The sequence below is a fragment of the Pedobacter sp. 01T416_2 genome, assembly GCF_056398925.1.
This window is the reverse complement of the sequence record NZ_JBFTQI010000330.1, coordinates 1-6,193: the sequence shown is the minus strand read 5'-3', so window position 1 is coordinate 6,193 and position 6,193 is coordinate 1. Positions and strand designations below refer to the sequence as shown.

Genomic DNA, 6,193 nt, shown 5'->3' with positions numbered 1-6,193 from the left:
ACTTAATTCATTAAATTACTACCTGTTGTTGTTTCTGGCGCCAACCATCTATTATACCTACGCTTACAATAAGGTTTCTACCAAACCATCAACAACTAATCCACGCAATCAGTGGTATTTCAAACATAAAATGTTTATCAACTGGAGCCAGGCTGTGCTTTTTATTATTTGTATGCTGTTGGCCGTAAATCTGCTCTATCAAAACTTTCAGCATATTACGGGCCTGCCCATCAGTTATTGGATAGCTATATTGATCATCATCATTGCAGGCGGCTTATATTATGGTTTACTGCCCAGATCTTTCCTCAAATTTAATCTGCGCAATACAGGCTGGTTAAAAGCTTTTGTAATTGGTTTTGTATGGGCCTGCTGTGCCAATGTGCTGCCGCTGATTATGCTTAAAATTGAAACTGGGGTTGGCTACCACGATTCTGTATTGTGGACCTGGCTATTTATTAAAAACTGGATGTTCTGCACGGTAAATGCAATCATTTTTGATATTAAAGATTATCCAACCGATGCTAATAGACATTTAAGGACATTCGTAGTACGTTATGGCCTGCGCAGAACAATTTTCAGTATCCTGATCCCATTGCTGATTATAGGTTTAGTTTCTTTAGGCATATTTGCCAGTTACAAAGGTTTTGGATTGCCACAGGTTTTATTTAATGTGTTGCCTTTTATCCTGACCATTTATGTGGCCTATTCTATGCACCGCAGAAAAAATATCCTTTATTATCTGATGGTAATTGATGGACTTATTTTGTTTAAGGCGATATGTGGAATGATTGGGATGCAGTTTGTTCATTAAGTATAAAGACTAAAGCCGATATTATTTGAAAAGTTCAATCTTGATACCTAATTCTCATTACCTGATACTATGCTTAACAACTATGATAAAATAGCAGGTCATTACGATGCTTTAAGCCGTTTGGTGTTTTTTAAATCGCAGGTTAATGCGCAGGTCAATCAACTTCCATATATTCAGGAGAATAGCCATATATTAATTGTTGGCGGAGGAACCGGGTGGATCCTGGAAGAACTCTCGAAGACTTATACCGGATTAAAGATCGTTTATGTTGAAATATCCGCTAAAATGATTGCGCTTTCTCAAAAACGAAGCTATGAAAATAATCACGTTGAATTTGTAAACATCGGTATCGAGGATTTTAAAACTGATGTATTATTTGATGTAATTTTAACACCTTTTCTGTTTGATAACTTTGCCGAACAACGCGCTGCAAAGGTGTTTGTACAGTTAAATGGGTATTTAAAGAAAGATGGATTGTGGTTTCTGGTTGACTTTTCGTTAAATAAAACCAACGGAAACTGGTGGAAATGGTTGTTAATCAGATCGATGTATGGCTTTTTTAAATTGTTGGGCATAGTAGAAGCGTATCAGCTTATTGATATGAATTCTTACTTTTTCAAAGCCGATTATCTGATTGTTGAGGAACGGCTATATTATGGAAGCTTTATTAAGGCAACAATCTTCAGAAAATAAAAATGACATTCATTTAATGCAATTATGTTGCGTTTGATAATTCGTTTTGGATCTTTGTATTAAAAGATATAGATATGGATTTTGATGTAATCATAATTGGTGGAAGCTACGCTGGTTTATCTGCCGCATTAACTTTGGGTAGGGCGACCAGAAATGTTTTGGTAATTGATGCCGGTAAACCGTGCAACAGGCAAACGCCACACTCGCATAATTTTTTAACGCATGATGGTCATGAGCCTGCAGCTATTTCTAAAGCTGCTAAAGCAGAAGTACTGGAATATCCAACAGTTAGATTTTTAGAAGGGAAAGCCATTTCGGCCATACAAATAGATGGAGGTTTTAATGTTGGCATAGAAAACGGCGAAAATTTTACTGCACGAAAAATATTGTTGGCCACAGGTTTAAAAGATGTGCTGCCTGATATTAAAGGTTTGGCTGAATGCTGGGCAATTTCTGCTATACATTGCCCTTATTGCCATGGTTACGAGGTGAAGAATGAAAAAATAGGCCTGTTAATGAATGGCGAGCATGCATTTGAGATGGCCAAAACCCTGAACCATTGGAATAAAGATTTAACGGTTTTAACCAATGGTAAATCGCAGCTAAGCGCCGAGCAGACTGAAAAACTGAAATCCAAATCAATTAGTATTATAGAAGATGAAGTTGTTGAACTACTGCACAATAATGGTTATCTCGAAGATGTTGTTTTTAAGAATGGTGAAAAAATAGCCTTAAAGGCGATTTACCTCAAATCGGATGTTGAACAACATTGTAATTTCAACGAACAGCTCGGTTTTGAATTAACAGATTTAAAAATGATAAAAGTAGATGAGCAGCAGCAAAGCACTGCCAAAGGCGTTTATGCCGCAGGAGATTGTGCAACCTTGTTCAGGTCGCTATCTATTATTACAGCTGCAGGAACAATGGCCGCAGTGGTAATGAATAAGGAAATGATTTCTGAAGATTTTTGATCAACCATCGGAAATTTAAAATAAGATTGCGCCAACAATTGTTGCAATAAACATCGCTGCTATTACGATTCTATCAGCAGTAATCCATTGCGCTCTTGTAAGTGGTGTAATACTTTTTTTTTCGCTTTCTGCTTTGTGCCTGGAAAGCCTGAAAACTGATGTGTCTAATTTAATAAGCATAGGAATGAGTTTAATAGGGTTAATTTTCTTAAGACAAATCCCAAGCCAAAAACTAAGAAAAATGTTGAATTGTTAATAACTTATACTTTTTTGTTATTCCGCTGATATTTATACGTTTATCAGTGCAATTAGTTGGGTAACCGCTGATTAAGCTGTCTAGAAAATGAAACAGCTTAATCATGCTATCTGTATAGTAATGAGTTTATTACCTATCGTTCTGTTTTATCTTTCTGTGCTTTTAATTTGCTATTCTTTTTACCGTACCAGAAGTAAATGGCTAAACCAATAATTAACCAGACCGCTAACCTAACCCAGGTTTCCCAAGGTAAAAATACCATCATGGCAATACAGGTTAAAATGCCCAAAATAGGGATTAAGGGCACAAAAGGAACTTTAAATGGACGTTTAGCTTCAGGATTTGTTTTTCTTAAGATCAAGATGCCAACGCAAACCATTAAAAAGGCCAACAAGGTACCAATGCTTGTCATTTCGCCTACCACATTCATGGGGACAAATGCAGCAAAAAGTCCAATAAATACACAAAGTATAACGTTCGATTTATATGGTGTTTTAAATTTAGTATGTACGTCAGAAAACATCTTTGGCAATAAGCCATCCTTACTAATGGAGTAGAACATTCGCGACTGTGCCATTAAATCGATWAAAATTACAGAAGTATAACCGATCAAAATCGCCAAAATAATAGCCTGACTTAACCAGGCGTAAGGTGTTTTTTCGATGGCAATGGCTACTGGAGCACCACTGTTGGCAAATTCTTTATAATTGGCCAGACCAGTCATCACATGCCCGAACAAACCAAATAAAACCGTACAAACCACTAATGATCCAATGATGCCGATTGGTAAATCTCTCGCTGGATTCTTTGTTTCCTGTGCCGAAGCTGCCACGGCATCGAAGCCGATAAATACAAAAAACACTAAACCAGCACCACGTAAAACGCCACTCCAGCCAAACTGACCAAAAGTTCCGGTATTTTCGGGGATGTATGGATGGTAGTTTGCAGGATCGATATATTGCCAGCCCAGCGCAATAAAAACCAATACCACACCAACTTTAAGAAACACAATAATTCCATTTACAATGGCAGAGCCTTTGGTGCCACGGATTAATATGGCTGTCATTAATACCACCACCAATGCTGCAGGGATGTTTACAATGCCATTAACGGTAGAGCCATCGGCAAGTTTAGCGGTTTCGAAAGGGGATAAGGTTAATTGCGGAGGAAGATAAATATGCAARCTGGCTAAAAGCCTGGTTAAATACTGCGACCAGCTGATGGCTACTGTAGCACAGCCCACAGAATATTCCAATACCAGATCCCAGCCTATAATCCAGGCGAAAAGTTCGCCCATGGTAGCGTAAGAATAAGTATAGGCACTGCCTGCAACTGGAATCATGGATGCAAACTCAGCATAACACAAAGCTGCAAAACCACAGCCCAATGCCGCGATAATGAAAGATAGGGTAACTGCCGGACCAGCGTGATTGGCTGCGGCCAAACCTGTAATGGAGAATAAACCTGCACCAAGCGTTAAGCCTACGCCAATTAAAATAAGGTTTATCGGCCCTAAGGTTCTTTTGAGCGTTCCTTCGCCGCTTTCGTTTGCCTCAGCAACAATGCTGGCAATAGATTTTTTCATGAAAATAAGTTAAGACGCTGCAAAATTATTAAAATATATTAAATCTATAGTATTTATATATTTAATTCCTCGAAGCCTGGACGGGCGTGTGCGCAAGCGGATCTTGGAAATCTAAAACGGTCGCTACAAATTTCTTCTTTTAGAAAATCTGCGTCCTGTTTTTCATGGGAGCTGCAGTCCCGCCATCGCTTGTAGTCCTCTCCCGATGAAAAATCGGGATGCGGGCTACCTACTCTGTCGGGTTTATTTACAAGGGGCTGTTCTGGCATTATCCCAAGATCATTACTAGTAATACCAGCCCTCTCCACCTTAAACCTGATAGAACCGAATAGCTCCCGATTTTATCGAATATTTTATATTTAAAGGGTATCTAAATCGGGACTATAGGTGATAGCAGGACTGTCGAAACCTAAGGAATACAGGCCCCTGCTTTACTAAAAAAAGCTATAAATACTTAGTTTTTATCTACCTAAACCTTAAACATGAAATTTTTATTAAAAATTAATTAATTAATAATCAGGTATTTATGAAATTACTTTAATTTATTTTAGTACTATGTATTGCATGGTAGTATATAAAACATATATCTTTGTATTATGATAGCAGAAAATACGCAAACACAAATGCGGAAGGGAATTCTGGAGTACTGTGTTTTATCAATCATCTCCCGGGGCGAAATATATGCTTCGGATATTATTGCCGAATTAAGGACGGCAAAGCTATTGGTGGTTGAGGGTACATTATATCCATTATTAACAAGGCTTAAAAACAATGGTTTATTAAGCTACAACTGGGTAGAGTCTACCTCAGGTCCACCGCGTAAATATTATACCTTAACCGAAGACGGTCGGGGTATTTTATCACAACTAGATCAAACCTGGCAGGAGCTGGCTTATGCTGTAGGTATTTCACAAAAAGGAGCCAATTCATAAATATTAAAAAGGAAATGGAAAAGACCATCATCATAAACATAGGGAACACGATTATTCATATTGAAGAAAGTGCTTACGAACTCTTAAAGGCCTACCTGAACGAAGTAAAACAATATTTTGCCAACCATGCAGATGACCTTGAAATTGTAACGGATATCGAAAACCGGATTGCCGAACTGTTAACCGAGCAATTGGAAGAGCAGAAAAAACAAGTGGTAGATTCGGCCAACGTAAATTCGGTGATTGCGCAAATGGGCAAGGTGCAGGATTTTGACACGGTAGAGGAAGGTGAAGAAGAGCCAGTGATCAATAACAGCTATCAATACCAATACACGGAGAAAAAACTGTACCGCGATATGGACGACCGCGTGGTAGCGGGTGTTTGTGCGGGTATTGCACATTATGTAAACGCAGATCCTAAATGGATTAGGTTGGCTACATTACTGATCAGCTTTGCTGGTGGATTTGGATTGCTGGTGTATGCCATACTCTGGATCATCATGCCAAAAGCCAAATCGCGTATCGAAAGAATGGAAATGAAAGGCGAACCTGCAAATCTTCAGGGTTTCCAAAAGAACTTAGATGAAGAGCTACAGGCCGTTAAGGAACGTTTGAGCGAAGTAAATAAACATGCTCAGCCGATATTTGCCCGTTTAGGGAATTTTATAGGAGAATTTTTCGAATGGCTTGGCCGCTTTATTTCGGGCACCGGAAAGGTTATTTTTAAAGTAATTGCGGGTTTTATCGTTGTATTTGGCGTACTCTTTTTAATTGCTTTAATTATTGGTACGGCCGCTTTTCAGGGGTTTTGGGATGCGAGTATTTACGAATATTTTCCCTTCTCTATTATTAATGAAGGAAATAGGGGGGCAATTTTATTTGGTGCATTTATTGTTTGCTTTGTACCGATTTTAGCCCTGGTATTATTCTCGATCAGGGTAGCTT

7 protein-coding genes are annotated in these 6,193 nt (G+C 38.4%); 5 read left to right on the top strand and 2 right to left on the bottom strand.

Going from position 1 to position 6,193, the window contains the following annotated elements; translation table 11 throughout:
- The 3 genes from AC1DPQ_RS14705 to AC1DPQ_RS14695 form a co-directional block, all read left to right on the top strand.
- On the top strand, nucleotides 1-811 hold an 811-nt coding region (locus AC1DPQ_RS14705; protein ID WP_477609959.1), incomplete at its 5' end, for a UbiA prenyltransferase family protein.
- A gap of 69 nt (nucleotides 812-880) precedes the next feature.
- On the top strand, nucleotides 881-1,504 hold the full coding sequence (locus AC1DPQ_RS14700) for a class I SAM-dependent methyltransferase (protein WP_477580747.1): 624 nt from the start codon (nucleotides 881-883) through the stop codon (nucleotides 1,502-1,504).
- A 74-nt stretch (nucleotides 1,505-1,578) separates the two neighbouring features.
- Nucleotides 1,579-2,475: an NAD(P)/FAD-dependent oxidoreductase gene (locus AC1DPQ_RS14695; RefSeq protein ID WP_477580746.1), complete on the top strand. Its 897-nt coding sequence runs from the start codon at nucleotides 1,579-1,581 to the stop codon at nucleotides 2,473-2,475.
- A gap of 15 nt (nucleotides 2,476-2,490) precedes the next feature.
- On the opposite strand, the gene AC1DPQ_RS14690 is transcribed toward AC1DPQ_RS14695, so the two are convergent.
- Together AC1DPQ_RS14690 and AC1DPQ_RS14685 are read right to left on the bottom strand one after the other, a co-directional pair.
- Complete coding sequence (locus tag AC1DPQ_RS14690; RefSeq protein ID WP_215130492.1) at nucleotides 2,491-2,655, bottom strand: hypothetical protein; 165 nt, start codon at nucleotides 2,653-2,655, stop codon at nucleotides 2,491-2,493.
- A 209-nt stretch (nucleotides 2,656-2,864) separates the two neighbouring features.
- Nucleotides 2,865-4,316: an amino acid permease gene (locus AC1DPQ_RS14685; protein WP_477609957.1), complete on the bottom strand. Its 1,452-nt coding sequence runs from the start codon at nucleotides 4,314-4,316 to the stop codon at nucleotides 2,865-2,867.
- A gap of 596 nt (nucleotides 4,317-4,912) precedes the next feature.
- On the opposite strand from AC1DPQ_RS14685, the gene AC1DPQ_RS14680 reads away from it, so the two are divergent.
- Both AC1DPQ_RS14680 and AC1DPQ_RS14675 read left to right on the top strand, forming a co-directional pair.
- A complete protein-coding gene (locus tag AC1DPQ_RS14680) occupies nucleotides 4,913-5,248 on the top strand; it encodes a PadR family transcriptional regulator (RefSeq protein ID WP_029275299.1) in 336 nt (111 codons plus the stop codon).
- 14 nt (nucleotides 5,249-5,262) lie between these two features.
- Nucleotides 5,263-6,193, top strand: a 931-nt coding sequence (locus AC1DPQ_RS14675) for a PspC domain-containing protein (RefSeq protein WP_477609955.1), incomplete at its 3' end; no start/stop codon positions are given.

Coding starts and splice junctions, on each gene's coding strand:
- AC1DPQ_RS14700 (WP_477580747.1), top strand. CDS start 881: ATGCTTAACAACTATGATAAAATAGCAGGTCATTACGATGCTTTAAGC.
- AC1DPQ_RS14695 (WP_477580746.1), top strand. CDS start 1,579: ATGGATTTTGATGTAATCATAATTGGTGGAAGCTACGCTGGTTTATCT.
- AC1DPQ_RS14690 (WP_215130492.1), bottom strand. CDS start 2,655: ATGCTTATTAAATTAGACACATCAGTTTTCAGGCTTTCCAGGCACAAA.
- AC1DPQ_RS14680 (WP_029275299.1), top strand. CDS start 4,913: ATGATAGCAGAAAATACGCAAACACAAATGCGGAAGGGAATTCTGGAG.